Origin of the sequence: Pectobacterium sp. CHL-2024 (assembly GCF_044751765.1) — a bacterium.
In the GTDB taxonomy this organism is placed as follows: Bacteria; Pseudomonadota; Gammaproteobacteria; order Enterobacterales; family Enterobacteriaceae; genus Pectobacterium; species Pectobacterium brasiliense.
Map to the genome: position 1 here is coordinate 711,789 of NZ_JBIXKO010000001.1, position 25,405 is coordinate 737,193.

The 25,405-nt window shown below is 48.1% G+C and carries 26 protein-coding genes, 1 tRNA gene and 2 pseudogenes; 13 read left to right on the forward strand and 16 right to left on the reverse strand.

All coding sequences use genetic code 11. From position 1 onward, the window contains the following. Positions 1–75 precede the first annotated feature (75 nt). From ACIPUG_RS03190 to cmoB, 4 genes are all read left to right on the forward strand, one after another. Complete coding sequence (locus ACIPUG_RS03190) at positions 76–888, forward strand: DUF72 domain-containing protein (protein ID WP_080762771.1); 813 nt, start codon at positions 76–78, stop codon at positions 886–888. 155 nt (positions 889–1,043) lie between these two features. Continuing rightward, complete coding sequence (locus tag ACIPUG_RS03195) at positions 1,044–1,439, forward strand: MAPEG family protein (protein WP_010275916.1); 396 nt, start codon at positions 1,044–1,046, stop codon at positions 1,437–1,439. 168 nt (positions 1,440–1,607) lie between these two features. After that, on the forward strand, positions 1,608–2,351 hold the full coding sequence (gene cmoA, locus ACIPUG_RS03200) for a carboxy-S-adenosyl-L-methionine synthase CmoA (protein ID WP_039273264.1): 744 nt from the start codon (positions 1,608–1,610) through the stop codon (positions 2,349–2,351). Further along, on the forward strand, positions 2,348–3,334 hold the full coding sequence (gene cmoB / locus ACIPUG_RS03205) for a tRNA 5-methoxyuridine(34)/uridine 5-oxyacetic acid(34) synthase CmoB (RefSeq protein ID WP_010275923.1): 987 nt from the start codon (positions 2,348–2,350) through the stop codon (positions 3,332–3,334). Before cmoA ends, cmoB begins: the two co-directional genes overlap by 4 nt. Before the next feature lie 156 nt (positions 3,335–3,490). On the opposite strand, the gene cutC is transcribed toward cmoB, so the two are convergent. Continuing rightward, positions 3,491–4,249 (reverse strand): copper homeostasis protein CutC, encoded by a 759-nt coding sequence (gene cutC, locus ACIPUG_RS03210; RefSeq protein ID WP_039469109.1) that lies wholly within the window; start codon positions 4,247–4,249, stop codon positions 3,491–3,493. A 284-nt stretch (positions 4,250–4,533) separates the two neighbouring features. Then, on the reverse strand, positions 4,534–5,082 hold the full coding sequence (locus ACIPUG_RS03215; RefSeq protein ID WP_400337263.1) for a VOC family protein: 549 nt from the start codon (positions 5,080–5,082) through the stop codon (positions 4,534–4,536). A gap of 657 nt (positions 5,083–5,739) precedes the next feature. On the opposite strand from ACIPUG_RS03215, the gene argS reads away from it, so the two are divergent. Further along, positions 5,740–7,470 (forward strand): arginine--tRNA ligase, encoded by a 1,731-nt coding sequence (gene argS / locus ACIPUG_RS03220; protein ID WP_336853388.1) that lies wholly within the window; start codon positions 5,740–5,742, stop codon positions 7,468–7,470. A 109-nt stretch (positions 7,471–7,579) separates the two neighbouring features. Here argS and murJ read toward each other — a convergent pair whose 3' ends face one another. The 4 genes from murJ to rimJ all read right to left on the reverse strand — a co-directional run bounded on the left by murJ (position 7,580) and on the right by rimJ (position 11,466). Next, positions 7,580–9,115, reverse strand: coding sequence for a murein biosynthesis integral membrane protein MurJ (gene murJ / locus ACIPUG_RS03225; RefSeq protein WP_205541593.1), 1,536 nt, complete (start codon positions 9,113–9,115; stop codon positions 7,580–7,582). A gap of 127 nt (positions 9,116–9,242) precedes the next feature. Continuing rightward, positions 9,243–10,208 carry a Gfo/Idh/MocA family protein gene (locus ACIPUG_RS03230; protein ID WP_205546386.1) on the reverse strand — a complete coding sequence of 322 codons (966 nt, stop codon included), beginning with the start codon at positions 10,206–10,208 and terminating at the stop codon, positions 9,243–9,245. Between the two features lie 28 nt (positions 10,209–10,236). After that, on the reverse strand, positions 10,237–10,872 hold the full coding sequence (locus tag ACIPUG_RS03235; protein WP_320696899.1) for a YceH family protein: 636 nt from the start codon (positions 10,870–10,872) through the stop codon (positions 10,237–10,239). A 9-nt stretch (positions 10,873–10,881) separates the two neighbouring features. Then, positions 10,882–11,466: a ribosomal protein S5-alanine N-acetyltransferase gene (gene rimJ / locus ACIPUG_RS03240; protein ID WP_014915138.1), complete on the reverse strand. Its 585-nt coding sequence runs from the start codon at positions 11,464–11,466 to the stop codon at positions 10,882–10,884. Between the two features lie 316 nt (positions 11,467–11,782). On the opposite strand from rimJ, the gene mdtH reads away from it, so the two are divergent. The 3 genes from mdtH (at position 11,783) to ACIPUG_RS03255 (ending at position 14,599) form a co-directional block, all read left to right on the forward strand. Next, positions 11,783–12,988 carry a multidrug efflux MFS transporter MdtH gene (gene mdtH / locus ACIPUG_RS03245; protein WP_010275951.1) on the forward strand — a complete coding sequence of 402 codons (1,206 nt, stop codon included), beginning with the start codon at positions 11,783–11,785 and terminating at the stop codon, positions 12,986–12,988. 182 nt (positions 12,989–13,170) lie between these two features. Next, on the forward strand, positions 13,171–13,818 hold the full coding sequence (gene grxB / locus ACIPUG_RS03250) for a glutaredoxin 2 (RefSeq protein WP_039273247.1): 648 nt from the start codon (positions 13,171–13,173) through the stop codon (positions 13,816–13,818). 214 nt (positions 13,819–14,032) lie between these two features. Beyond that, the gene (locus ACIPUG_RS03255) at positions 14,033–14,599 is read left to right on the forward strand and encodes a lipoprotein (protein WP_400337266.1); all 567 of its coding nucleotides are present in this window, start codon (positions 14,033–14,035) and stop codon (positions 14,597–14,599) included. A gap of 93 nt (positions 14,600–14,692) precedes the next feature. Here the strand turns inward: ACIPUG_RS03255 and ACIPUG_RS03260 are convergent, their stop codons facing one another. Together ACIPUG_RS03260 and ACIPUG_RS03265 are read right to left on the reverse strand one after the other, a co-directional pair. Beyond that, on the reverse strand, positions 14,693–15,271 hold the full coding sequence (locus tag ACIPUG_RS03260; RefSeq protein ID WP_039469090.1) for a molecular chaperone: 579 nt from the start codon (positions 15,269–15,271) through the stop codon (positions 14,693–14,695). 61 nt (positions 15,272–15,332) lie between these two features. After that, entirely contained in the window at positions 15,333–16,070 is a 738-nt protein-coding gene (locus tag ACIPUG_RS03265; RefSeq protein WP_039500776.1) for a phosphatase, read from the reverse strand. A 279-nt stretch (positions 16,071–16,349) separates the two neighbouring features. On the opposite strand from ACIPUG_RS03265, the gene ACIPUG_RS03270 reads away from it, so the two are divergent. The 4 genes and pseudogenes from ACIPUG_RS03270 to ACIPUG_RS03285 all read left to right on the forward strand — a co-directional run bounded on the left by ACIPUG_RS03270 (position 16,350) and on the right by ACIPUG_RS03285 (position 18,040). Then, positions 16,350–16,439: transfer RNA gene (locus ACIPUG_RS03270), tRNA-Ser, on the forward strand. Positions 16,440–16,881: 442 nt separating this feature from the next. Next, positions 16,882–17,183 (forward strand): annotated as a pseudogene (locus ACIPUG_RS03275) (tyrosine-type recombinase/integrase); the annotation flags it as partial. Positions 17,184–17,300: 117 nt separating this feature from the next. Next, positions 17,301–17,669, forward strand: a complete 369-nt coding sequence (locus tag ACIPUG_RS03280; RefSeq protein ID WP_400337269.1) for a hypothetical protein — start codon at positions 17,301–17,303, stop codon at positions 17,667–17,669. Between the two features lie 14 nt (positions 17,670–17,683). Then, positions 17,684–18,040 (forward strand): hypothetical protein, encoded by a 357-nt coding sequence (locus ACIPUG_RS03285; RefSeq protein ID WP_400337271.1) that lies wholly within the window; start codon positions 17,684–17,686, stop codon positions 18,038–18,040. A gap of 208 nt (positions 18,041–18,248) precedes the next feature. Here the strand turns inward: ACIPUG_RS03285 and ACIPUG_RS03290 are convergent, their stop codons facing one another. Genes ACIPUG_RS03290 through ACIPUG_RS03300 form a run of 3 tightly spaced genes read right to left on the reverse strand, consistent with a single transcriptional unit; the run spans position 18,249 to position 19,845 of the window. Then, positions 18,249–19,061, reverse strand: coding sequence for a TIR domain-containing protein (locus ACIPUG_RS03290; RefSeq protein ID WP_400337273.1), 813 nt, complete (start codon positions 19,059–19,061; stop codon positions 18,249–18,251). 39 nt (positions 19,062–19,100) lie between these two features. Next, positions 19,101–19,427, reverse strand: a complete 327-nt coding sequence (locus ACIPUG_RS03295) for a hypothetical protein (RefSeq protein ID WP_400337275.1) — start codon at positions 19,425–19,427, stop codon at positions 19,101–19,103. Then, positions 19,405–19,845: an FRG domain-containing protein gene (locus tag ACIPUG_RS03300; protein WP_400337277.1), complete on the reverse strand. Its 441-nt coding sequence runs from the start codon at positions 19,843–19,845 to the stop codon at positions 19,405–19,407. The genes ACIPUG_RS03295 and ACIPUG_RS03300 overlap by 23 nt, the downstream gene beginning before the upstream one ends. A 477-nt stretch (positions 19,846–20,322) precedes the next feature. On the opposite strand from ACIPUG_RS03300, the gene ACIPUG_RS03305 reads away from it, so the two are divergent. Further along, positions 20,323–20,502, forward strand: coding sequence for a hypothetical protein (locus tag ACIPUG_RS03305; RefSeq protein WP_100016978.1), 180 nt, complete (start codon positions 20,323–20,325; stop codon positions 20,500–20,502). A 149-nt stretch (positions 20,503–20,651) separates the two neighbouring features. Here ACIPUG_RS03305 and ACIPUG_RS03310 read toward each other — a convergent pair whose 3' ends face one another. From ACIPUG_RS03310 to rmf, 5 genes and pseudogenes are all read right to left on the reverse strand, one after another. Next, positions 20,652–20,861: a DUF4926 domain-containing protein gene (locus ACIPUG_RS03310; protein WP_081377796.1), complete on the reverse strand. Its 210-nt coding sequence runs from the start codon at positions 20,859–20,861 to the stop codon at positions 20,652–20,654. Further along, a complete protein-coding gene (locus ACIPUG_RS03315) occupies positions 20,861–21,250 on the reverse strand; it encodes a DUF6883 domain-containing protein (RefSeq protein WP_400337582.1) in 390 nt (129 codons plus the stop codon). Before ACIPUG_RS03315 ends, ACIPUG_RS03310 begins: the two co-directional genes overlap by 1 nt. Next, a pseudogene (locus tag ACIPUG_RS03320) lies at positions 21,230–22,639 on the reverse strand (type VI secretion system PAAR protein); the annotation flags it as partial. The gene ACIPUG_RS03315 and the pseudogene ACIPUG_RS03320, both read right to left, overlap by 21 nt. A 330-nt stretch (positions 22,640–22,969) precedes the next feature. Further along, the gene (locus tag ACIPUG_RS03325) at positions 22,970–24,526 is read right to left on the reverse strand and encodes a methyl-accepting chemotaxis protein (RefSeq protein WP_400337279.1); all 1,557 of its coding nucleotides are present in this window, start codon (positions 24,524–24,526) and stop codon (positions 22,970–22,972) included. A 416-nt stretch (positions 24,527–24,942) separates the two neighbouring features. Next, positions 24,943–25,110 carry a ribosome modulation factor gene (gene rmf / locus ACIPUG_RS03330; RefSeq protein WP_010276992.1) on the reverse strand — a complete coding sequence of 56 codons (168 nt, stop codon included), beginning with the start codon at positions 25,108–25,110 and terminating at the stop codon, positions 24,943–24,945. Between the last annotated feature and the right edge of the window lie 295 nt (positions 25,111–25,405).

A 25,405-nucleotide genomic window follows, 5' to 3' on the forward strand; every position in this document is an offset into this window, starting at 1 on the left:
CACTCGCGCTGCCATGACAATTACGCGATAATCATCGCCATTCTGCTTGAGTTTCAATGATGTTATGGTGCGATGATGTATATCGGATTACCGCAATGGCAGCATCCCGCCTGGAGTCGGTTGGGATTAAACGATCTTGCCGACTACAGCCGCTATTTTACCTGTGTGGAAGGTAACACAACTTTTTATGCGCTGCCTTCACGCGAGGTTGTCGAGCGCTGGCGTGATATGACGCATGATGACTTCCGCTTTTGCTTCAAGTTTCCCTCAACGATCAGTCATAAAACTGCCTTGCAGAATTGTGACAGCGATGTCGGGCTTTTTTATCAATGCCTTGAGCCGATTGCCCACCGTATCGGACAGCTCTGGCTACAGCTTCCCGCCGCCTTCAGCCCCACACAGTTGCCCGTTTTATGGCGTTTTCTTGATGCCTTGCCACAGGGATTTAGCTACGGCGTGGAAGTACGTCACCCGCTGTTTTTTGCCAAAGGCGATGAAGAGCGCGCGCTGAATCAGGGGCTACAGCAGCGCGATATCAACCGCGTGATTCTCGACAGCCGCCCGGTTCACCACGCCGCGCCAGACAGTGCGGCTATGCGTGAAGCCCAGCGGAAGAAACCTCGCGTGCCGGTACATGCCGTACTGACCGCCACGCAGCCGCTGATTCGCTTTATCGGCAGTGAAAAGCAGGAAGAAAATCTTCGCTGGTTTGAGTCATGGCGTAACAAGTTGCCGCAATGGCGTGAGGCAAATCCCTTCTTCTTTATCCATACACCAGATATCGGTGATGCCCCACCGCTGGCGCAGCAGCTTTGGCCATTACTCGCCGAGATCGATCCGACCTTGCCGCCCCAGCCGGATTGGCCACAGCAGGCGACGCTCTTTTGAACCACTCAATATCCCCATGAGTTAGTTCGTTTGGTTATAAGCAATTTCGCAACGTAATCCATTTCCGCTAAAAAAATCAGCCTTTCCAGGCGACAGTTGCGTTAGGTAAAGCTATTATTCTGCAAGCCGTTTTCGGTTAGGTCACGGAGTAAAAAATGGTAAGTGCGCTCTATATCGTGCTTGGCGCAATCTTGTTGATAAAGCTGTCTATTGATGTTGTGAAACTCAGAATGCAGTATCGCGTGGCGTATGGCGACGGCGGATTTTATGAATTGCAAACGGCGATCCGGGTACATGGCAATGCAGTGGAATACATTCCGATTGCGGCAATTCTGCTAGTGCTGATGGAAATGAACGGTGCCCTTATCATCATGATCCACTTCTGCGGCATTTTATTGATTGCGGGACGTTTGGTTCACTACTACGGCCTTCGGCATCGCGAATTCCGCTGGCGGCGTTCAGGTATGGCGGCAACCTATGCCTCGCTCATTCTGATGATTGCAGCAAACCTCTATTATCTTCCTTGGGATCTGGTTTTCACGCTGTATTGATGGCGTGAGGCAAAAACTATCCCCGCCTCTCTCGGGCGCACAGACATTATGCGTCCGGGAATCAAAAACCGCATCCACACCCTACGTCTACACCACGTGAAAGGTGAAGGCTACCGTGTATTCTGCTAGAATACGCGCCTCTTTATTACTCTCAGTGCACTTTCTGCCATGCCAAACCGCGATATGCTTTTCTCTGTGCCAATTGCCAATTTAGGCGACTGGACATTCGACGAACGCGTTGCCGACGTATTCCCCGATATGATCCAACGTTCCGTGCCCGGCTATTCCAACATCATTTCGATGATTGGCATGCTGGCAGAACGCTTCGTCCGCCCGGATAGTCACGTTTACGATCTAGGGTGCTCGTTGGGCGCAGCCACGCTGTCTATGCGACGTAATATCTCTGTGCCGGGTTGCAAAATTATCGCGGTAGACAATTCTCCGGCAATGGTGAAACGCTGCCGCAGCCACATTGACGCTTTCCGTTCCGATACGCCCGTCGAGATTATAGAAGCCGATATTCTGAATATTGATATCGAAAATGCGTCTATGGTGGTGCTGAACTTTACCCTTCAGTTTCTGGAACCTTCCCAGCGTCAGGTGCTCATCAAGCGTATTTATCAGGGCTTGAATCCCGGCGGCGTGCTCGTGCTCTCAGAGAAATTCAATTTTGCGGACAAAGACGTCGGTGAATTGCTGTTCAACATGCATCTCGATTTCAAACGGGCAAATGGCTACAGCGAGTTAGAAATCAGTCAGAAACGCAGCATGCTGGAAAACGTCATGCTGACCGATTCAGTAGAAACCCATAAGGCCCGACTGGCAGATGCCGGTTTTGAGCACAGTGAAATTTGGTTTCAGTGTTTTAATTTTGGTTCGTTATTAGCCGTGAAAGCAGAGGAAAAGGCGTGATCGATTTCGGCAATTTTTATCAGCAAATCGCAAAAGGCCCGCTCAGCCACTGGCTTAACACGCTGCCTTCACAGCTCAGCAGTTGGCAGCAGGAATCCTTGCACGGCAAGTTCAAACTCTGGTTTAACTCGCTGGAACATCTTCCGTCGCTGACGCCAACCTCTCTGGATTTGAATGACAGCGTTACGGCACGCATGGAACCCGATATTTCAGTCGGTCAGCGAGAAGGCATTGAAAAGCTGTTACGTAATCTAATGCCCTGGCGTAAAGGCCCTTTTTCGCTTTACGGCGTGGATATCAATACGGAGTGGCGTTCTGACTGGAAATGGCAGCGCGTTCTGCCGCACATCAGCCCGCTGAAGAATCGCCTGATTCTGGATGTGGGCTGCGGCAGCGGCTATCACCTGTGGCGGATGGTTGGTGAAGGCGCCACGATGGCAGTCGGCATCGATCCCATGCAGCTGTTCTTATGCCAGTTTGAAGCCGTGCGTAAGTTGCTCGGTGACGATCAACGGGCGCACGTTTTACCACTCGGCATTGAGCAACTCCCCGAACTTGCCGCGTTTGACACCGTGTTTTCAATGGGCGTGCTCTACCACCGCCGTTCCCCACTCGATCACCTGTGGCAATTGAAGAATCAACTGGTGGCAGGTGGCGAACTGGTGCTGGAAACGCTGGTTATTGAAGGTGATGAAAATCAGGTGCTGGTTCCGGGAGAACGCTACGCGCAAATGCGCAATGTGTATTTCATCCCTTCTGCCGCAGCCTTGACCACATGGCTTGAGAAATGCGGATTTGTTGATGTTCGCGTCGTGGATATCTGTACCACGACAACGCAGGAACAACGGCGGACAGACTGGATGATCACGGAATCTCTGGCTGAATTCCTCGATCCTGAAGATCCGACGAAAACGGTGGAAGGCTACCCCGCTCCGGTACGTGCCGTACTGGTTGCCCGTAAACCTGGGGTCTACCAGCCCTAAACTGCCGCACTCGACAAAAAAAGCCCCAGCAACACGCTGGGGCTTGGTACTTGCCATGCACACCTGATGGTATGCGGCGCGGCAAAATTGAAGAATGCCGATGTGGTGTTTAGAACAACGCTGTCTCTCTACCGCCACGCCATTAAATGCCTGACGTCATGACACGTACTGCATTTCACGGTCCGGGCTGACTGCCCGCTTCATGGCTTCCACCACATCGCCATCCACGCAATAGTGGCTAAACTCATCTAATTCCGTATCAGAACACATCGACACGCCGATTTTGCGATAGCGCATCGGAGAAGGTGTCCACTGGCCTGCGGAACTGTGTAGTTCCCGGATACCGGCCTGCTGAAATTTGTGTACGTTAGTCAGCCGCACGCCGGAACCCGCCATAATAATTGGACCGCGACTGGCCTGTGTTAGTTCACGTAATAACCGCAGCCCATTTTCCGCCGTCTGCTGCTGCCCAGAGGTCAATATGCGCGATACGCCAAGCTCAGTGAGCTGCTCCAGTGCAATGTATGGGTTCAGACACATATCGAACGCACGATGAAAGGTCACCGCCATCCCTTGAGCCGCTGCCATGATTTCACGCATCTTGGGCAAATCAATGTGCCCTTCTTCATTAAGTGCGCCGACAACAACACCGGGAAAACCCATCTCACGAATCTGCTCAATGTCGTATTTGATGGCAGCAAATTCCGTCGCGCTGTAGCAAAAATCGCCTCCTCGCGGGCGCACAATTGGGTGGACAGGAATCGCGACCTTTTCGCGCGCGCCACGCAGCGCACCATAGGATGGCGTTAACCCGCCTTCTCGCTGTCCTGCACAGAGTTCAATCCTGTCAGCCCCAGACTGCGCTGCTGTTATCGCGCAATCAACGCTATAACAGCATACTTCCAGTTTCGTCATCGCTGCTCCTCCATGTAAACTCCCAGACCACTTTTCTTAATTATCGAAAAATCGACGAATCATCACGCCGATTAAAGTAATAACTATGGCATTCGCATTCATATCGTGAGGAGACAGGAGTCACAATGAACGCGATACATTGCCGAAATAAACATGACATAATCCACAGTTTTATTAATCTGTTCCACTGCAAAAGAAAATGGCATGAATAACATGACATGCCATTTTACCTTTCCGCCAATGTTATCTTTATGATTACACTACGTACGAGGCATACGCTATTTTTATAGCGTCGACATTTCGCTTGCGACAACATCGCGTATATCAAATGGATGAAACTTTATTGTCACTTTCCCGTTGGTTACCGCCAATGTCGGATTAGGAATTCGCTCTTTTTCGCCTTGCGGAGAACTGAATTTAAGCTTGATGCCCGGCGTACGCAGCGCATCATCCGACAAGCAGGCTAGCGCACGCTGGTGCAGCGTTTCCGCCTCCCCGAGCAGCACCAGTTCCACATGCTCCCAACCTTCATGAGGATAATGCTTTTTCCCCGGCCACGGTAGTTCAACACAGGTAATCTGCCAGGGACCTACCGTGATGGCATTGTCCAGAATAAACAAACAGATTGTGCGGCCATTGATTTGGTTTTCAGACAGCAGGTTACCGACCTTTAGCAACGCCGCTTTCCATGATTCAGCCGTCGTATTCTGATGGCAGCGCAATGAAATATGATCGGCATGAAATGCACCTAAATCCAGCTGTAACACATCGGCCAATTCCTGTAACGCTTGCTCAAAACGCGCTAAATCCGTTATCAAATCATCGGGTAACATATCGGGCAACACTCCTCGCGGCATCTCACATTATCAATCACCATTTGCGCAATGAGAATATCACACCCGTGACACATTCTAATTAAATTCTATTTTTACCCACGTACATTTATTTACACCTTCATTACGTGAAACGCATTAAATGCAAAGAAAAGGTAACCATGCTGTTTGATTAATAAACGGAAATAATTTTTACCTGGTGTAATCTACGATACTTCTCGCAATCTATTCTGGGAGGAATCTTAAATAAGAACCGCCCCATTGAACGCCGAAAAGAAAACGTATAAATTAAGAAAACAAATAATAACGCAGAGATATCATCATGGTTTTACTCATTATATCCATCGCGCTTATCGCTATTGCGGCATACGCTATTTTTCGTCATTTTAAAACCAGAGACTCACATAAAATTGGTGCGAATAGTCGGTCAAAAAAACGTTAAGATCGCGATTTGATTTATTTTTATTCTACCTAAAACTACTTTTTCTTTTTTTGTCGTGTTCTCCTTATCCATTTTTTCATCTCATCCCCCTTTCTTTTACCTCCCGCTTGCTGGGTGTTTTTTCGCCTGAACATCCCTTTGCCTCACCCCGTCTGCTGACGAGGAAAGGCAAATATGGTATAAGCAAGGCTTAATTTTTTATTTAAGGTAAACCGGTGAATATTCAGGCTCTTCTCTCCGAAAAAGTCAGCCAGGCGTTAACCGCCGCGGGCGCGCCAGCAGACAGCGAAGCTCAGATTCGTCAGTCGGCAAAAGCACAGTTTGGTGATTATCAGGCCAATGGCGTTATGGCCGTGGCAAAAAAACTGGGCATGCCGCCGCGACAATTGGCCGAAAAAGTCGTCCAACTTTTGGCGCTGGAGGGCATTGCGGAAAAAACAGAAATCGCAGGCCCGGGATTTATTAATATTTTTCTCGATAAGCAGTGGGTTGCGAGCCAGGTTGAGAACGCCCTGAATGCACCAAAACTGGGTTTAGCCCCCGTTGAGCCTCAAACGATCGTGATTGACTACTCTGCCCCTAACGTCGCGAAAGAAATGCACGTCGGCCACCTGCGCTCAACCATTATTGGTGATGCGTCAGCCCGTACGCTGGAGTTTTTAGGCCACAACGTGATTCGTGCGAACCACGTTGGTGACTGGGGTACGCAGTTCGGCATGCTGATCGCCTACCTTGAAAAAATGCAAAACGAAAGCGCCAGCGAGATGGATCTCTCCGATCTTGAAGCGTTCTATCGTGAAGCGAAGAAACACTACGATGAAGATGCAGATTTCGCCGAACGCGCACGCGCTTACGTGGTGAAATTGCAGGGTGGTGATGAGTATTGCCGTCAGATGTGGCGCAAGCTCGTCGATATCACCATGACGCAGAACCAGATCAACTATGAACGCCTCAATGTCACGTTGACCAAACAGGATGTTATGGGTGAAAGCCTGTATAACAGTATGCTGCCGGGTATTGTTGCCGACCTGAAAGCAAAAGGTCTGGCGGTTGAGAGCGAAGGCGCAACGGTCGTTTTCCTTGATGAATATAAAAACAAGGAAGGCGAACCGATGGGTGTCATCATCCAGAAAAAGGATGGCGGCTACCTCTACACCACAACGGACATCGCCTGTGCCAAATACCGTTATGAAACCCTGAACGCCGATCGCGTACTTTACTACATCGATTCCCGCCAACATCAACATTTGATGCAGGCCTGGACCATCGTGCGTAAAGCCGGTTACGTACCTGATTCTGTCAGCCTGGAACACCATATGTTCGGCATGATGCTGGGCAAAGACGGGAAACCATTCAAAACGCGTGCAGGCGGAACGATCAAGCTGTCCGAACTGTTGGATGAAGCCTACGATCGCGCATTGAAGCTCATCGCAGAGAAAAACCCACAAATGGAAAGCGATGAGTTAACCGCGCTGGCGAAAGTGGTTTCCATCGGCGCGATCAAATATGCCGATCTGTCGAAGAGCCGTACCACAGACTATGTTTTCGATTGGGACAACATGCTGGCGTTTGAAGGCAATACCGCGCCTTACATGCAATACGCCTATACGCGCGTCGCGTCTATTTTCAAGCGTGCGGGAATACAGGAAGACAGCTTAACGCAGCCGATTACGCTGAGCGATGAGCGTGAATTTGCGCTTGCCACGCGTCTGCTGCAATTTGAAGAAACCATCACCTCCGTCGCTCGTGAAGGCACGCCGCATGTGATGTGTAGCTACCTGTACGATCTGGCGGGTCTGTTCTCTGGTTTCTACGAGCACTGTCCGATTCTCAATGCCGAAAGTGACGACGTGCGTCAAAGCCGTCTGAGACTGGCACTGCTGACTGCGAAAACGTTGAAGCAGGGTCTGGATACGCTCGGTATCGAAACCGTCGAGAAGATGTAATTCTCCATCGACTGAAAATCTATTCATTGGAAACACAAACGCCATTGGTGCTGCCACCAATGGCGTTTTGCGTTACAGGTAAAGACAACCGAATAACGGTTTGGCGTTGTTACACGCTACGGCGGGCGAAATCCCGAGGACGGAACCCCAACAGCGCCAGCGTAGCAAAATAGGAACCCGCCCCCGCGACCACGACAAGCAACAAGCGCAGGATTCGCATTGTCATATTGCCGTCATCCCACGCGGGCATCCACCACAACATACCCAATAAAACCAGCGACATCACAATAACTGCCGTCAACAGGCGAACCAGAAACCCCCGCCAACCCGGCAGCGGTTGGAAAATGTCCTGCTTACGCAGTTGCCAATACAGTAAGCCTGCATTCAGGCAGGAAGCCAGCCCGATAGACAACGCCAGCCCCGCATGTTGCAGCGGGCCGATAAAGATCAGGTTCATAACTTGTGTCAGGATCAGCGTGACTATCGCTATTTTGACTGGCGTCTTGATATCCTGCCGAGAATAAAAACCGGGCACGAGTACTTTGACGACAATCAGTCCCATCAGTCCAACCGAGTAGGCAATCAGCGCTCGCTGGGTCATCAGCGCGTCAAAGGCACTAAATTTGCCGTACTGGAACAGCGACACGGTTAAAGGCTTAGCCAAAATGCCTAATGCCACCGCGCTCGGCAGCGCCAACAGGAAACACAGGCGGAGCCCCCAATCCATCAGACGGGAGTATTCGTCATGATTACCACTGGCAAAACTCTTCGCCAGCGACGGCAGTAGGATCGTCCCTAATGCCACGCCGAGAACGCCGGAAGGAAACTCCATCAGACGGTCGGCGTAATACATCCATGACACTGCCCCTTCGCTGAGGAAAGAGGCGAAAATGGTGTTGATGATGAGCGAAATCTGGCTTACCGATACACCCAGAACCGCAGGCCCCATCAGCTTCATGACGCGCCAGACGCTAGGTTCACGCCATTTCAAGCGGGGCAAGACCAGCATGCCAATCTTTTTCAAATGCGGTAACTGATAGCCGAGTTGCAGTAAACCGCCAACCAAAACCGCCCAGGCCAGCGCCATCACCGGTGGGTTAAAATACGGGGCAGCAAACAGCGAGAAACCAATCATGCTGACATTAAGCAATGTCGGAGCAAACGCGGGCACCGAAAAACGGTTCCAGGTATTGAGCACCGAACCGACCATAGAGGTCAGCGAGATCAGCAGGATGTAGGGAAACGTGACTCTTAATAGATCCGATGTGAGCTCAAATCGCTCTGGCGTCGCGGCAAAACCGGGCGCGGTCACCATGATGACCCACGGTGCGGCGACCATCCCCGCCACGGTGACTAACGCCAGAATCAGCGTCAGCATACCAGAGACATAAGCGAGGAACGTCCGCGTAGCCTCGTCGCCCTGCTGGCTTTTATATTCGGCCAGAATCGGCACAAAAGCCTGTGAAAATGCGCCTTCCGCGAAAATTCGCCGTAGCAGGTTGGGCAGCTTGAACGCCACAAAGAAGGCGTCCGTCGCCATACCGGCACCAAAAATACGGGCGACGATGGCATCGCGTACAAAGCCTAAAACGCGCGATAACATGGTCATGGAACTGACGGCAGCCAGTGATTTAAGTAGATTCATCCGATTATGTTCTGAATGGTTCAGGACCGATTATTAACCCGTTGAGGTTATCCTGATTGCGAGGTGCGACTAGTCTACGCATTGCACGTGTAATAGCTACCGCACATTGTCATAACCGTCGAACTTTTCAGCTTTTTCCCAGCAATTTTTCAATCATACGCTGGGACAGCAACGCCTGGTTACCTGATGTTTCCGCTGGTTTCCGTTGTTCAATGGCCGCGATGAAATGCTGCACCGCACCGACAAATCCGCGTTGTTCCAGCGTGGTTTGCCAGGAGGGTACTGCTGGGCGGATCGTTATTCCTTCACGATCTTCGCGCCATTCACGCATCTCATCTACCTGATAGAGTCCACCCGAGGTAACAGCCTGAACCCATTCGCGCTGGCTTCCAGCCTGACGATGCATGCTGGTCGTCACCTGACAACCGCCGCTCTGGAAATGGTGCTCGGCATACAGCAGTTGGCCGTCCGCATTCGCATGCAACACGCCATCAATCAGTTGAGCGTCGCCGCCCGCTAGCCAAAGTGCGGTGTCCACCACATGCAGATAGTCGTCCAGCAGAGTAAAACGGACATCCTGCGGACCAACACCATTAATCCGATGTTTGTCCATGCGCAGCGATGACGGTTGATCCAGCCGCTGTTTTAGCTGCTGATAACACGGTGCGAAACGACGATTAAAACCAACCATCAGAATTTTTTGTCGTTGCTCTGCCAATTCGACCAGTGCTTCCGCCTGCTCCAGCGTCTCTGCCAGCGGTTTATCTACATAGACATCGACGCCCGCGTTAAGTAGCTGGCTCACAACGGAAAAATGGCTGGCGGTGCTGCTGTGAACGAAAACCGCATCGCACTGTGCTGCCAGTTCATCCAGTGCAGAGAAACTTGTCATCCGATAGTCCTGACAAATTCGCTGCGTCTTTTGCCGATCGGGAGAAAACGCGCCAACCAGCTCCCAGCGTTCAGCCTGACTGAGAATCGGTAAATAGGCTTTCTGCGCGATAGATCCCAGCCCAACAACACCGATACGCGGACGCTGGGTCAAGCCGCTATTCTCTGGAACACTTTCCGCAGACGTAAACTGAGGCTTCATAACTGATTTTCTCCCTGAGACAGATTCATTACGCTAACAGCGCGGCAAGCTGACGTTTGAGTTCGGCGACCTCTTTTTCTAACACCTCAACACGCTCAGCTAGCGGCGAATGATCACTTTCGCTGTCTGCTTCGGGAGCAGCAGCATCACTAGCCTCGCCGCTGAAAAGGTGCTGATAGCGACTTTCCCGTTTCCCTGCTTCCCGTGCCAGTCGGACGACAAACGGCCCATCCTCACGCTGTTGCAGCTGTTCAAGGGTAGACTCAGCTTCACCGACATCAGAAAATTCATACAATCGGGCCGCACGCGTACGCAGTTCGCCCGGCGTCTGTGGACCGCGCAGAAGCAGCGTCGTCACCAGCGCGACTTCCGCAGGCGAGAGCTTCAGGTCACCAAACTCAGAATTACAAAAACGATGTTCATACTTCACGACACGATTACCAAACCCACTGAGCGTGCGCAGGAAATGCTTCTTCACGAGTAAATCCAGCGTTTGTTGGACCTCGCTTTCGCTCAGTTCCATCACAGGTTCACGGTTGGTTTTCTGATTACAGGCCGTGGTGATGCCGTTTAACGACATCGGGTATTGATCCGGCGTCGTGATCTGCTTTTCCAGCATGCAACCAATCACGCGGGCCTCACGAGCATCCAATTGGTATTTCATCATTTTTCCTTAACGCGGAGACTTCCACTCGGCGTTGGTCAGCGCGGTTAATACATGGTCCTGCCATTTGCCATCAATGAGCAGATAATTCTTCGCATAGCCTTCACGTTCAAACCCCAAACGCGTCAGTAATCCCCCACTACGCTGGTTATGCGGCATATAGTTAGCCATGATGCGATGCATATGCTGCTGACGCTGCATATAACGTATTGCCGGTTGCAGCGCTTCATACATCAGCCCCTGCCCCTGCCATTTTTGACCAAGTGAATAGCCCAGATAGCAGGCGTGAAAGGATCCCCGTAGCACGTTGCTGAAATTCGCCACGCCGTACACTTCGTTTTCATTCGGGTCCAACAGGAGGAAGTAATAGGCGCTGCCCTGCTTATGCATATCGTTAATCACGCTCAACCGCGCCTGCCAGCCTGATGGGTAGCAATGGCTCGCGTCTCTAACGGGTTCCCACGGCTTAAGAAATTCACGGTTTTCAGAATAGTATTCAGCCAGACGCCATGCATCGCGTTCATGGGCCAGACGCACCACCAGCCTGTCAGTTGTCAATTGCACTCTTGCCGGCGTTGAACGGTAGCCAAACATTTTTCCCCCTGTCTCTCCATGTTATCGATAAGTAAAATTCATCGCCGCTGAAAAAGTGACTATTTCAGCATAAGCAGAAAATATCGGTATTTCCGATAATCCTTACTATAACCACATAAATTCATAGACGTAAAATCCCCGTCGCCGAGTTATTGCGCAGTTGAATCAGGAAAGGCATTTTTTCTCGCCGAAATGCTACCAGGATAACGTTAAATCGATAAAAAAATATTATCCAACAATAGGCTATACCAAAGTCGAATTAGAGTACAAAATAGTCACGTCTGTTATTTTCCTCCTTTCTTCGTTGTGGTGAAACATGCCTCTGATGTCGCAAGCTCGGAGCTTGGGTAAATATTTTTTATTACTCGATAATATGCTGGTGGTTTTGGGATTCTTCGTTGTCTTTCCCCTTATTTCCATTCGCTTTGTCGACGATCTCGGCTGGGCCGCATTATTAGTCGGTATCGCATTGGGATTGCGCCAGTTTATTCAGCAAGGGCTCGGTATTTTCGGCGGGGCTATTGCTGACCGTTTTGGTGCCAAACCGATGATTATTACCGGGATGCTGCTACGTGCCTCCGGTTTTGTCTTCATGGCGATTGCCGATGAACCCTGGCTGCTCTGGTTGTCTTGTGCGCTATCCGGCCTTGGCGGCACGCTATTCGATCCGCCACGTACCGCGCTGGTCATCAAGCTGGTTCGTCCGCAGGAACGCGGCCGGTTCTACTCCCTGTTAATGATGCAGGATAGCGCCGGTGCCGTTATCGGTGCCCTCATCGGCAGTTGGCTGCTCCAGTACGATTTCGAGATTGTCTGCTGGGCGGGTGCGGTCATTTTTGTGCTTGCCGCTGCGCTTAATGCCTGGCTGCTGCCAGCCTACCGCATCTCAACGGTCAAGACGCCAATACGGGAAGGGCTGACGCGCGTGATTCGCGACCGCCGTTTCCTGATGTATGTGTTAACACTGACGGGCTATTACATGCTGGCCGTTCAGGTTCTGCTGATGCTACCGATTATGGTCAACGAGCTCGCCGGAACGCCGTCTGCGGTGAAATGGATGTACGCCATTGAAGCGGTGCTGTCGCTGACGCTGCTTTACCCTATCGCCCGCTGGAGCGAGAAGCATTTCCGGCTGGAACAGCGCCTGATGGCTGGGCTTTTCATCATGTCCGTCAGTATGTTCCCGATCGGGATGACGACGGAGTTACAAACCCTGCTGCTGCTGATCAGCCTGTTTTATATTGGCTCCATTATTGCCGAACCTGCGCGTGAAACCTTGAGCGCTTCGCTGGCGGACTCCAGAGCCAGAGGCAGCTATATGGGGTTCAGCCGACTTGGATTGGCACTGGGTGGCGCGATTGGTTACAGCGGCGGCGGCTGGTTATTCGATACCGGACACGCACTGAATCAACCGGAATTGCCGTGGTTCATGCTCGGCACCATCGGGTTCCTGACGTTAGCCGCATTGTATTGGCAGTTCAACCAACGCCGCATTGAGCCCGCGATGCTGGGTGGTCATTAGTCTGAATTTTACCGACGAGTTTGATCTCGTCGGTAAAGCCCTCCTATACTTTCCTAATACATTCAAACAATTGTTATCGTCGCGAGCCTTCTCGCATACTCGACTTACCTTGTTTGATGATGGGTTACACGCTTGGTCGCCCTGCGGCCTTTGTCTACAACCTGTGATTTAGGAGACGATGTATGAAGCTCTACATTTACGATCACTGCCCCTACTGCGTTAAAGCGCGCATGATCTTCGGCCTGAAAAATCTCCCTGTCGAACTGCAAATACTGGCGAACGATGACGCTGCAACGCCAGAGAGACTGATCGGCCAGAAAATGGTGCCCATTCTGCAAAAAGACGATGGCAGCTACATGCCAGAAAGCATGGACATCGTTCATTACATCGATAATTACGACCGCAAACCGCTGCTGACTGGCCCAACCAATCCGGCCATCGCCGCCTGGCTGCGTAAAGTCACCGAGTATACGCCGCGTCTCATTATCCCCCGCTTTGCTCAGGCGGCTTTTGAAGAATTTGCCTCCGCTTCCGCCCGACAATATTTCATCAATAAGAAAGAAGCCCAGCTAGGCAATTTTGCTGATCACCTGAACCACTCGCAGGGGCTGATTAAGAAATTGAACAATGATTTACAGGATCTGGATCCGCTGATTGTTCAACCGAATGCCTGTAACGGCACGTTATCAACAGACGACATCAACCTCTTCCCGCTACTCCGCTCGTTGTCCATCGTTGCGGGTGTTACGCCGCCTTCCCGTGTCGCGGACTATCGGGATAACATGGCGAAACAGACTCAGGTCACGCTACTCAGCAGCCTGGCAATCTAATCGTTTAGTATCTAATCGTTTAGTTTTACTCCGCCGCTTCGTTCTGAAGCGGCATTATCCGCCATTTCAGTGCTATCCTATTGTTTACCCTGCGCATCAGGCGCACGCTGCCCGTGCAGAATCGTGTTGATTATTCACATAAAGCGCTCGTTCATGTGAATAGAACACCGTAGGAATGAATTGTGCGCGTAAATAGCATCAAGAGGTCAGAATAATGAAAAAATCAGGATGGATGGCAGCGGCCGCAGTGCTGCTGGCTTTTACACTCAGTGGCTGTAATAAACTCACGCAATACACGCTCAGTGAGCAAGAAGTGAATGAGTACCTGCAAAAACACAATGATTATCAGAAACAGCTGGGCGTGCCTGGCGTGGTGGATGCCCATATTGTGTTAACCGAACTGTCCAGCCAGATTGGTCGGGCAGAACCGGGGAAAGTGACGCTGACGGGAAACGCGAAGGTCGATATTTCGTCCCTGTTAGGCAATCAGGCTGCCGACATGAAGCTTACGCTGAAAGCACAGCCGGTTTTTGATAAAGCGCAGGGCGCGATTTACCTGAAAGATATGGAACTGGTTGATTACACCGCACAGCCGGAAAAAATGCAGGCGGTAATGAAAACGCTGAGCCCGTATCTTAATCAATCGCTAAAAAGCTATTTTGACCAAAAACCCGCTTACGTGCTGAATGCGGATAAGAGCACAACGGAGTCGATAGCGAAGAAGATGGCAAAAGGCATCGAAATCAAACCTGGCCAGATCGTTATCCTGTTTACTGACTAATACTGACTCGCCGATAGCACACGTCATGTTTGCTATCGGCGCACTAGATTTCATACTGCTGGGTTTCATACTGCGAGGTTTCATACCGCGGTATTATTCTTCCGCTTCCGACTCGTCTTCTTCGTCGCTTTCACCCAGTTCATCCCGCATCGCTTCCAGCGCTTCACGGCACACTATCGCCAGCGTACGATAAAATGCCGTGGTGGCGTGGCTTTCTACTTTTCCGAGAAAACGATCGCTCCACGGTAAAAGATACTCATCGAACAGGGTAATCTGTGCAGCGGTTTCATCTTCTTGTGCCTGATCTTCCAGCCATGACGCGGCAAGCAACAAGCTACCAAAATGCCCAACCACACCACCGTCATTTAACGGCATGCCACGCTGCTGCAAAAAGGTACGAATTTCCGCGTCATCAGCACCGCTTTCATAAGACGAGCGCAGCGGTGACACTGAGCCATTTTCACTATCGAACAGCGCCTGATAATCCGCCGCCATTGCGGGCAAATCCAGCCCCTTTTGTAAACGCTCCAACAATGCATCCTGCTCCAGCGGCCAGTGCTGCGCCAGTTTTCCGTCTTTAATCAACGTGAATAATGGTGTCAGCAAAGGATCCTGCGGCTGGCGATAAAACAGCGTGCCCAATAGGCGGCACACAATAGAAAACTCGTTCATTCATAACCCTATTTATTGTTAAGTGACTCTGTCTTTAAGTAACGCTTTTTAAGTGACAGCGTCACAAATCAGCAAGTTCAGCGATAGCAGGCATTCCACGCTGTTCGAGGAAATCCAACACGCGCCGAGGACTTACGTTCAATATCCGATCCTGCGGGAAATTCACTTCCTGCAAAATACGTTCGCAGTGGGTAAAGTCTCCCAGAGAAAACGCAATATGGGAATCGGAACCTAAAGAAAGTAACCCACCAGCATCACGCACGGCTTCCGCAATCGCCCGACAGTTTGGCTCGCTACCCTGGCGTGAATGCATGAAAGAGGAGTTATTTAGCTCCAGCGCCACGTTGTATTTCGCCGCGGCTTCCGCAATCGCACGGATATCGACAGGAAATTTCGGGTTGCCGGGGTGGCTAATGATATGCGCGTCGCCACGTGCCATGGTCGCGATCATCGCCGTAGTATGCGTATCTTTATCCTGTGGTGGAAAAACCGGCTCATGAAAGCCTGCGATAATCACATCCACCTGATCCAACATCGGTCCGGTACAGTCGATATCACCCTCAATGTTTTTAATATTTGCTTCGATACCGCGCAGGATGCCGACGCCATCCACCAGACGCGGCCAGACGCGCATATTCATGAAGTGCCAGTAATGCGGTGCATCCGCCATATCCGGGCCATGATCGGTGATGGCAAACAGGCGGATATTCTTCTGCTGTGCTTCGACGATGTAATCGTGCAGGGTGCTGTAAGCATGTGTGCTGGCAACGGTGTGCATATGTAAATCGACGGGATACATAGGTTCTCCTGGGTCAACGTTTGCAAATCAGCATACCATTTCCAGGGCTATTCCGCAGCCAGCGAACGAAATTACAACGCATGATTAACACAACTGAAACATCTGTTTTTGGCGCATGGAGGGGGAATGCGCGAGGGCGAAAATGAAAAGCGGTGAGCAAAGCAGCAAATTGCGTTAACTTTAGCTAATTGCGCGTATTGAATGCAGAAGTTTGTTGACGCTGTTCGGCAATTTCCCTACATTAGCGCCGTCCGCTGCTATGCGATACAGCGAGGCCACGGTGAGGTGTCCGAGAGGCTGAAGGAGCACGCCTGGAAAGTGTGTATACGTGAAAACGTATCAAGGGTTCGAATCCCTTCCTCACCGCCATATAAAAGAAAACGCCCTTGACGCAAGTTAAGGGCGTTTTCTTTTATGGTGATGGGACGGATGAGAAACCTCGGCAGGGTTCGACAAAACGACAGGATTGGCGTTTTGGACCGCCAACGGCGGCCCGCAGGGCGAGCGGAAGGACGCAGCGAGTCAATCCCCCCACATACTCACCCCTATTGTTAATATCTTAAAAATCAATAGATTATAATAATTTTATTTTCCCCCTGTACCTCCCATACAGATAAAGAAAAGCTCAGGGATAGCTATCACCTTCTTCATTCTATTAACTTTGACAACATCACTGTATGGCGCATGCTCCGCTCTTTGCATAGGATTATTGACTACAATTCCCTACAGACGACATCAGGGGCGTTTTGTAGGAAAAGGTGAGCTTCTCCCCTTTTCGCCTGTAGCTCTCGACATAGCCTTTATGGTGCAGCAACAACTGAACATTTTAGAAGAACTAAAAGACCTCACCTATAACGTTAACGGTGATGATGGCTTTATCCTGACGGGTTGTTATGATGCGATGAAACCCATAGGCGAAAACACCATCAACAAAGCACTGCGCAAAATGGGCTATGACACCAAAACTGACCTGTGCGGTCATGGTTTCCGAACACTGGCGTGTAGTGCCTTGATTGAATCGGGAATCTGGCCTGAAGATGTGGTAGAACTTCAAATGAGTCACATGGAAAAGAACAATGTTCGCACGGCTTCACCCACAAGGCTAAAAGTCTTTAACAACACCGCATGATGCTACAATACGGACTGATAAAGATGGTTTACTCTCCGCCCTCTCACTCATTAATATTGGGGTTTTATATCATTGGTTAATTTATAAAAAGGAAATTACTCATGTCGTCCAACAATAACAGCGCCCCTATCTCTGTATTAAATTTTGCTGATGGTTTGTGGGATTCGATCAAAGTAGCTAAAGTTATTTACTTTACCTTATGTTTTGATGTTCTCTATTTCTGGTTAAAAGGAAATGGCTTATTCGGTATAAAGCTGGGGAAAGAATTCGATTTATCATTAGCTGATCTAGCAGGAATAACTATCGCTTTAGGAATTTTTTCATCAATTATCCTAAAGACAATATCTTTGATCTTTTCACTTGTTTTAATAAATATAAAATACAGCAGATTCCTTCAAAATGAAGAAAAACAGATATATAAAAAAATCATAGTGAAGTTTTTTCTGGCGAACTACGAGAAGATGCATTAGGTACTGGAGATGATTTGTCATTTAAAATATACATGGAAGAGAAAAACAAAATAAACACATTTGAAAAAGAGCAAAGAAATTCTGAAATTATTTCCTTTGGTGTTTTTTTAACTTTTTCTATTGAATGGTATCTATCTGCATCAGACGGTTCCAGTAAGATGTTTATTGACTGGCTTTGGGAACATCTGAAATATAGAGATCCGACTACATCTCATTTTTTCGTTGGGTTATTCATTTCATTGATATTATTTTCCTATGCAGTGATGGTATGTTGGCCAAAAGACATTGACCGTATGGTTTATTATCCTAAGCTTGCCAAAAAGCTCAGAAAAGAAGAAGATGAAAGAGAGAAGAAGCTTAATATGTGGTGATTTTATAGATTTAAAATCAACCAGTTATATGAAATAAAAGGGCCAAAAGCCCTTTTATTCTTTTTATTGTCTACTATCTAAAACCATAGAACCACCTAGCCCACACATGGTAAATAATATTGAACTATGAAGTTGTAAACATATTACCTACGTATGAATTAATCAGATTCTTCATAAAAAATAGCTTTAAAGACACAAGCTTGGATATTTATATTATTGATTTTATTGAATAACCACAGGTTTTAAGTTCTTTGCTTACACTTATTTTCCATGCACCATAATTATCTAATGGCACGTAAACAACTCCACTTATATCATTAGGTGTTTCTATATTATCCTTTACCAATGCACACACATTTTCACGGCCTAACTTTGCCATAAGATAACCATGTTCAAATACTACATTTTGTCGCGCACGAAATTGGGGGGCATTTGGTTCATCTACTCCCCTCCCTAGATCACAAGCAGTGTATAACACTAAAGCGAAATCAGCATCATTTGTGTAGCGTTCAATTTTTTCTATTATTGTCATACCAACATTAGCCTGCTCATGCAGAATAATTGGTTCAAGCCCTAAGTCACTAATAAACCGACTTACCTCTTGCTTCACTTCATTATTTCTTCCATGAACAATGAAAACCTTTCTTTTATTTCTAGTAATTGGCAAAGAGTTTAAAGTAGGATTTCTATCATTAAATCTTTGTACTGTTTGTGTGATTTGGATTGGTTGATTAAACTCTAACGCATCTAAAATAGGTGTAAATTGTTCAGAGATGAAAGTACGTCGTTCTGCATAAGTGCTGAATTTTGGCTGAATAAATGACCAAAATGAATCCAATGACCTATGCTGCCTAACAAATGCTGGAAGATACTGAGCTATATTTGAATTTTGCAACAATTGGTGCCTTAATTGCATATACTCATTATTATCCGATGCTCCACCAGTTGCTCTTGCTGTTAGCAAATTAGCCAAGTAGCTAATACGGTCAAAATCGTTTACTAAAAAATCCAAGTTTGCCACTTGATTGTCCTCAATATAAAAATTAAATTATTGAAAAGTTTATAAATCAATCCGTTCAACTCTCTGCCTTACCATTCTCATCATTGAATGATTTAGACTTCTTGACAAGCCATCCAAGTCAGGATAAATATAACGTTCATCAATTCCATAATCAGAAAGCATTTCAAGAATATCATTCTTTAAATTTTTACCCAGTATTACTTGCACTAAATTAGGCATATCTAAGGCAATTCTTCCCGGCCCAATATCTATAGTAGTATCTGGGGGATTGTGAATAGTAAAAATCCCTCCCTGATTTAAAATCCGAGGTGAAAACTGTCTTGGTCTATAAGAAATAACTTCACTACTTTCTTTTAAAGTTTCCATTGACAGATCGACTGGGGCAAAAGTTTTTTGGCAATTCAAGCATGTAAATAACTCCATCTTTATCGTGATGGGAACAACAAGAAAAATAACATGCAATAAGCGGATTAATAGTCCAATCTAGTAATCGAGTAGCCAAGCCATGATGTTGTGCAAGAGCGAGTTGCTCAATGAAATGATTCGGGACATTTTCATAAGCTATAGCTCGATCCAACCAGTCATTAAATATCCCTAGATCGCGATCATCAGGTAGAAGATATTCCTGCCTTCCAGCTTTTGGTAGCAACTTCCAATGACAATCAGCCTGACCGCGATATACAACACCAAATCCATTGTGTGGTCTATATATTCTGAAAATCGCATGGAGATGTTCAAGACTGCTAATGTTATATAATGTAGTATTCGATTCGTTTAATGACATTATTCCCTCTATTTTACTGATATAGTCAAAACCATACGAATAACAAATTTTACAACCATAATTTAAGGGTTAATCTTTGGCTCAATCCCTTGCTTTATCGGTTCCTGCCGAGCGAATTCCTTAAAGCAGCCCATATTCACAGTATCGTTATCCGACTCCTAACTTAGTTATGGAGCTATGCGATCTGAAAAGTGGGAGACTTACCTGTCGTGGATTTTTTTGTATCACGCTTAACAATTGACTAGCACTACTTCTAGCCTTAAATTGCAACCGAAAAGGTTCACGTCTGCATACAAGGCTACCTATGAACCAGCTTCGCCCCTGAAAGGTACTTGCAATACCAGACAAGGGCTAACCTCAACGTTATACGGAGTAACGCTATGGCTGTCTGTCAGTTTACCTATTCCCTTCCTGAAAATCTGCATCTGGCTACTGCTTTTTTTGCCACATCTCAACATCCAGCAACGGAGGTTTATCATGTTCGATAACACCCCACTGGAACTGGAAGAAATCATCGATCAGTGTCGGGCATTGATTTACGCCGTTGTTGAACTGGATGAACCCAAGGCAAAAGAAATTTTGATCTTCGTTCTTTGGGAACGGTTTGATCTGTTATTTCGTACTTTTCATACGCCAGAAGTGATTCCAGTAGGCTAAGGAAACAGCCATGGGGATAACGCATTAAGGCCACAATTTTAATTGTGCGGGAAGTTGAGCAGCACATACAAATTGTTGTGCTGCTATTTAATTTTTTTGATTACAGTTCGTCGTTATGATATTTTTATTTTAACAAGTAAATCATCAGACTACTTTTTAAAATCAACCTTACTGAAACAGTCTGGTGTTAATGTGATACAGGCCAGTGTCTCGCCATTATCATCACAAAATTCTATCTCATATGCAGGGGATGGCTCATTATAAATGTGAACAATAGCCCCTAGCATTCCTTTTTTCAATCCTTCCTCTGGAAGATCATTTTTTAAAGAAATAACATCAAATAAAGAATAAACCATCATTACTTACCCTTCACATAAATTGTTGCTAACCGAGGAACATCGGAACCATTGTCAAAAAACCAACCTGTCCTAACAATAGCTGAACTCCCATTTATACCTTCAATCGGTATATCAACAATAACCTGCTGTCCATAGTTAGTTGCATTACCTAATGCCGCAGGACTTGATCCTGCGCCAAGTCTAACTTGCTCAATAAGGTCGTCCACATTGGATTGATTATAACCTAACGCAGATTCAAAAACTTTAGCTTTATGTCCTCCGACTGGATGTTCAGGATTTAATGCATAACCTGTCAGTTTATTTTTATCAATGGTTGCTTTATCTGAATTTTGAAGAACACCATCTTTAGTGATATATGGTGAATTATCCTCGCTCAGATAAACATAAATCGGTGGAAACGCATTCTCAGGGAACACCAGAATGTAATCCCGAAAATCCTTCTCGTCCGGCATCGGTGTAGCGAGAATGCTGACATCATCCATCTCTGGAATTTCAAATCCCGGTATGGCTGACGGAATAACAGGCTGTTCACCGTGTGCCGTATCCGTGGGTAATTCCATACCCGGATTATCCGGCGTCCATAAAATCGTTGGTCCGGTTGCGCCTTCTTCCCAGAACTCGTAACGGTTATTGGGGAAATCATGTTTCAGTAATCTGACACGCACCTGATCGCGACCACTTTCCATACTGGTGTGGTAGCCAACCGCCTTCAGTCTGCCTGTTTCCTCATCTTCCACCCACTGATAACGAACACGGCTGGGCACCGTTCCCTGCTTCTTCGCTACCTCCAGTAGCTTTTCCTGTGTCAGCAAATCGTCTTTTTCACCTTTCAGATGTTGCTGAATCAATGCTCCCATTAGCAAAAAACTCTGCGCCATCTGCAACTGGCCTTGCCAGATTGATGGACCAGAAAATCGTTTCATCTGATGTGTCAGTGCCTTTGCTGCATCCTGATTGGCCTGCGCTACAGCGCCACCCGCAGCAGCGGTCGCCCCCGCCTGTGCTGCCGTCCCTGCCATCACCAGTTGTTGAGGTGGTGGCAACATTGCCGCATCCGCTTTACCCACTAACAAGTCAAATATCGTTTTATACCACGGCTCCATCGGGGGTATCTGAGGCTTGTTAATCGCACCGGGCGGGGTCTTGGGTAACGGTTCGTTTTTTCCGGCAAATGACTGAGGAGGAGAAACAACAGAAGACGTATTTTTCTTTTTCGCTGCCTGCGCATACTGTTTCACTTCACTCGGTTTATCATCTGGAGTGATAGGCTTACCAACAGGCTCGGCGACATAAAAACTCATGTCCCCAATATTGCCCTGTGGCTCGTCTTCCTTTCCCGCATCGGTACAACCCGCGCCACGTAAACAGGACTTGGCAAAAACAGGCTCTACAGCCAGCATCGGTGTTAATGCCAGCAATGGCGCGCGGGTTAATGCTGCCTGTTTAGCACAGTCCTGAACGGGAGAACGATGGGGTGTATCACCAATAATGACATTGCCACTGCCGGAAACAATGACACCACCGCAATTGATGCCATCCCCAATACGCGCAGCAGGCTTGCCGTTAATAATGACGGTCGATGAACCTTCGGCGATTTTTCGGGGATGAACACCATGTGGTGCATTGGGACAGGGACAACCATGAAGCAGAACGCTATCACCTTGTCGGGCAGCAGGCTGACCATTAATAATTACATCAGAACTGCCTTCGATTATCGGGGTTTCAGGGAAACAGTCATGACCACTTCCAGTGTCGTTGAGACGAGCAGCACCCGGCATTGTCATTTTCCTTTGACAGTAAAACATTCCTTTTGAAGGCTGAATGTTGGGCGCTTTTTATGGATGATTCAATACCGAAACCCGTATCAGGCATCGATACAGAGATGATGAATGAGATTTTTATTTAGAGTCAGATATTATTTCTTATTAAGTCATAAACCTGTCAAAAAAATCCCTATTCGCCCTGCTTTACTGCCGTAGTAAACAAAGGGAAAATAAAAAAACGCCCTTGACTTAAGTCAGGGGCGTTTTCTTTTATATCGTTGGAACGGGTGAGAAGCCTCGGCAGAGTTCACGCTGATATCTGAACCCTGCCGTTTGTTGCTCCTGCTATCTTGCCAGAGCCAGATAGTTGCCCGCAGACTCATCAACGCGGAATTGTTCAACGGTGCGTGACAGCTCTTGTGCCTGTTCACTCAGCGAGTGTGCCGCAGCCAATGCTTCTTCAACCAACGCCGCATTCTGTTCGGTACTCTGATCCATCTGCGATATCGCGAGATTGACCTGTTCAATACCGGAACGCTGCTCTGCACTCGCCACGCTAATCTCGCCCATCATGGACGTTACGCGGTGTACGCTTTCAACGACTTCACTCATCGTATCGCCAGCCTGCTTCACGAAATCCGTGCCCTCGCCCACCTTGGCAACCGAATCATCAATCAAGCCTTTAATTTCCCGAGCAGCGGAGGCAGAGCGCTGCGCCAGCGTGCGAACTTCACTTGCGACGACGGCGAAGCCGCGGCCTTGTTCACCGGCCCGTGCCGCCTCTACCGCCGCATTCAGCGCCAGAATATTCGTCTGGAAAGCGATGCTGTCAATCACGCCGATGATATCCACAATCTTACGCGATGATGTACTGATGGAATCCATCGTCACCACGACCCGGCTGACAACATCCCCACCACGCACCGCGACATCCGATGCCGACACCGCGAGTTCATTTGCATAGCGCGCGTTATCTGCATTCTGTTTCACCGTTGCGGTCAGCTGTTCCATTGCCGATGCCGTTTGCTCTAATGCGCTGGACTGTGATTCGGTACGGGCAGACAAATCGCCATTACCCGATGCAATCTGCGTCGAGGCTGTGGCAATGGAATTGGTACTACTGCGAACCTGATTAACCAGATGCGACAGGTTGTCGCGCATCGCACGGATAGCGTAAAGAATACTGGTTTGGTCGCCCGGCTTCGTTTCAACATCGACGCGCAAATTGCCTTCCGCAATTTCGCGCACAACCTCCACCGCATATTGCGGCTCGCCGCCAAGTTGGCGCATCAGCGTACGCAGCATATTCCATGCAAACGCGGAAATGATTAACAGCAGAACCAGCCCTAAAGACAGCAGGATCAGCGCGTTGTGCCAGAACGTTTGTTGGATATCGTCAATATAGTCACCGTAGCCAATCGTCCAATCCCAAGGCTCGAATTTAATGACGGCATAAAGCTTCTCAACTTTATTCTGCTGCCCCGGACGCGTCCCTTCCGCGATCACCGTGCCAATCGTATTGTCTTGAAGTGACGCACGGTAGCGTTCTCCCGCCTCTTTACCGCCATTGGCATCGACAATGCCAATGCGTTTAGGGTTAGGGTGAACGTAGTTCACATCATTCGTATAGCCGCGTACGAAGAAATAGCGATCGTCCTGATGGAAACTGCTAATTGCCCGTTTGGCCTCTTTCTCTGCGTCCTCACGTGACAGCTGACCGCTTTTCTCAAGCTCATATGCCTTTTGTGCTGCCGCGTGAGCCAGTTGAACCAGCGTAGAAAGCTGGCCAGTGCGTTCGCTCATCATCGTGTTATAGAGCGTATTCAGCGCCACCGCTGATAAAATTAACATCCCTAGCAAGGTCGTACCGCATAGCAGTGCAATTCTGGTTCGTAATTTCACGATATTCTTCTCTCTAACCGCTTTTCAGAAAATTCCGAACAAAAAACTACACTACATTGCCGCCTTGAGCCATACCATCCAGGTAGTAATGATAGATTTTTTAACAATAAATAATGAAAAATCACCTCATTCGCTCAATTTAAAGACAGTATCGAGCAATAACGATTAAAAAATAGAGGAAAAATGATCGAAATCGAAATTAATAGGTAAATAACGTTACAGGAATAGCGAAGCCTCGGATCATGACTCGAAGCCGGTATGTCTGTTGAACGTATCTATTGATCGTACGTATTGATCGTGACTGTCAGCGGTGAACTCGGTATCGATTGATACTGAGAGGCAGAATCAGGGCTATTAGCCCCTAAAAACAAAAGCCTCCGCAAAAGCGGAGGCGTTCCCTCTAATGACAAGGCGCGCTAAGCGGTAACAGCCCTGTCCTCCATGGCTTTTCGCCAGCCTCCCAACCAGTAAGACCGGGCATTAATTGATTGATAAGGACAAAATTCCTTTGGTCTACCGACAATACCAGCTTGATAACCACGTGAATGAGCCCGTTCCAGGCGATCGCGTTTCTGTCTCTTCATGCCTTATTTCCCTCATTATTTATCTGGTGGAAAGAAAACAATGATTACTTTGTAAGCAACCACAGACTATCAATACCGATTCTGTCGCCAAAGGTCAAGGCGCAAAATTCACGCCAGTGTCATATTTGTGATCCAAAATAAGAATTTTCCCCGTTAAAGAACCGAAAAACCTAACTAATTGAAAACAATAAAAAAACTCTAAAAACGTAATGCAATCACAGCATTACATCTTTAGAGGCCTGATTTCTTAGAACGCTGTTTGTGTCAAACCGTGACCGGATAATACCGAGTGCCT